Source organism: Brevirhabdus sp., from assembly GCF_052826345.1.
Window position 1 is genome coordinate 1 of sequence record NZ_JBRBUA010000048.1, and the last position, 2512, is coordinate 2512.

Sequence of the window (2512 nt, forward strand, 5' to 3'; positions counted from 1 at the left end):
CTGGCCTGCGACATGGTGTTTGCCGCTCCGCATGCGATTTTCGGCCTGAGCGAAGTGAAGCGCGGGCTGTTTGCCTATGCGGGCGGGATCCAGCGGCTTGCGCGCCAGTTGCCGCGTGCGACGGGACTGGCGATGATCCTGACGGGTGAACCGCTTTCCGCCGAACGGATGCACCAGCTGGGCCTTGTGACGCAGATCTTCCCCTCGGACGAGCTGCTGGAGCGCGCGATTGGCACGGTTGAGACCATGCTGAGCCACAGTTGGGACGCGGTCGGACACGCTTTGGCGCTGTACGACGCAAGCCGCGCAATGCCCGAAGACATGGCTCTGCGTTTCGGCAGGCGGTTCGGCGATGCGACGCTGGGATCGTCCGATGGCGGCGAAGGCGTGGCTGCATTTGCCGAAGGGCGCAAAGCGAAATTCCGGCCCGATTAGGGGGCTGACGAATCCATACCGCAATCGCGGCGATCAGACCGCATCGGATATTGAAGGAGAGAGGCATGGGACGCGTAGATGGCAAGGTGGCGCTGGTAACCGGCGGCGGATCGGGGCTGGGGGCGGAGGCCTGCCGCGTGCTGGCGGCTGAAGGCGCGCTTGTGGTGGTGTCCGACGTCAACGAAAAGGCGGCGCAGGCCCTTGCCGACACGATCGGCGACCGGGCCGTGGCGCTGCGCCACGATGTCGCGTCGGAGGATGACTGGATCTCGGTGATGAAATCCATCGAGGACACGCACGGCCGCCTCGACATATTGGTCAATAATGCCGGTGTCGTACTGAACGCCGATGTCGAGGATACCTCGCTCGAGAAATATCGCTGGGTCAATTCGGTGATGAGCGACGGGGTGTTCCTGGGCTGCAAGCACGCGATCCCGCTGATGAACAAGGGCGAGGGCGGTTCCATCGTCAACATGTCCTCGACCGGCGCGCTGCTGGGCTATCCGATTTTCTTCGCCTATTCCGCCGCCAAGGGCGCGGTGCGGGCGCTGACCAAGTCGGTCGCGGTGATGTGCCAGGAAAAGGGCTATGCGATCCGTTGCAACTCGGTCCATCCCGGCGCGATCGAGACGCCGATGGTGCAGACCGCCGAAGGGCGCGAGGCCAAGGATATTCCCGCCGAGGGGATCCTGCCGCCCGGATCGCCGGGGCATCCGCGCGATATCGCGATGATGGTGCTTTATCTGGCGTCCGACGAATCGCGTTTGGTCACCGGAGCCGAGATGGTGGTCGACAATGGCGTGACGATCCGCCCGTTCTGAGTTTTGCCTGCCGGCAGAATCTGGGGGAGCCATTCCGTCCGGAGTGGCTCCCCTCTTTTTGCGCTATTTCACGCCGCCGCTATTTCTCGCCGCCCATGTAGCGGTCGATTTCCTTGTGGAAGTGGCGCAGCCGGGCTTCCTGCTCGCTCCACAGCGGCCCGCGGAAGCCGCGCGAACGCGCGCCCGCCTGCACGATGGGCAGCAATTCGGAATCCTGGTCCAGCACTTCGCCAAGGCCCGGAGGCTCGCCGATGCCGGTGCGCACGATCTCGGGCCGCGTCTTGCCCGACAGGTCGGTCGCGCCCAGCCCCATCCATGCGGGCGCGGTGTAACCCGGCGCGTCGACATGGCGATAGAGGATCAGCGTGTCATAGGTGAAGCGGTTCGGATCCTCGGCATTGGGCAGGAACCGGTGCAGGAACACCGCCTCTGGGTGGCAGCCGATCTGGGCGTTGGGGAAGACCGAATAGACGGTCGAATCCGACAATTGCGTATCGCTGAAGCGTTCATAGTTCAGGCCGAGGTCGTCCGACCGCTTGCGCTTGGCAAGCTGGACCGCGCGGCGGGTTTCCTGCGCGCTGCCGTCGAAATCCTCGGGGTCGATGCCTGCGTCCGACAGCATCATCTTGATCCCGTCATTGACCGTTTCCTGGTCGTCATAGCGCCGGCTGGGCTGGGCGAAGGGGACGAACTGGCGGCTCATGCCATTGGGATAGAGGTCGATCTGGGTGCGGTCGTCCATCAGGCACTGGGTCTGCGGGTGGACGGCATGCAGGTGATAGGTCTCGGCAAAGGCGTCGATGCCGCCCTTCCAGTTCGCGCCCCATTCCGACTGGCGGTGCTGCACGACATACATGTCGTCGATCTGGTAAAGCTCGAGCTGCGCTTTCAGCGGTCCGAGATATTCGTCGAGCGGCATGACGTCGGGGTTCATCGAGATGAACACCAGCCCCGCCGCCGTTTCGCACCGGACCGAGGTCAGGTCGCGGTCATGGCACAGCACTTCGGGCTGGAACGTGTTTTCGTCCGTCACCTCGCTATTCTTGCCGTCGAGGTCGAATTTCCAGCTGTGGAACGGGCAGGTAAAGTCCGACAGCGTGCTGAAATCGGCAAGCACGAGGCGACTGCCGCGGTGCGGGCAGACGTTGTAATGCGCGCGGATCACATCGTCGTCGTCGCGCACGATGATGAAGCTTTCGTCCCCGATGTCGAAGCGCACCAGATCGCCGGGTTCGGCGACATCGGCGACCGGACAG

3 protein-coding genes are annotated in these 2512 nt (G+C 64.0%); 2 read left to right on the forward strand and 1 reads right to left on the reverse strand.

Going from position 1 to position 2512, the window contains the following annotated elements:
- Together ACU0BR_RS06105 and ACU0BR_RS06110 are read left to right on the forward strand one after the other, a co-directional pair.
- Positions 1-435 (forward strand): enoyl-CoA hydratase/isomerase family protein (locus tag ACU0BR_RS06105; RefSeq protein WP_446155960.1); only part of this gene is annotated, 435 nt, incomplete at its 5' end.
- A gap of 65 nt (positions 436-500) precedes the next feature.
- Positions 501-1256 (forward strand): SDR family oxidoreductase, encoded by a 756-nt coding sequence (locus ACU0BR_RS06110; RefSeq protein WP_446155961.1) that lies wholly within the window; start codon positions 501-503, stop codon positions 1254-1256.
- A 79-nt stretch (positions 1257-1335) separates the two neighbouring features.
- On the opposite strand, the gene ACU0BR_RS06115 is transcribed toward ACU0BR_RS06110, so the two are convergent.
- Positions 1336-2512, reverse strand: a 1177-nt coding sequence (locus ACU0BR_RS06115; RefSeq protein ID WP_446155962.1) for an aromatic ring-hydroxylating dioxygenase subunit alpha, incomplete at its 5' end; no start/stop codon positions are given.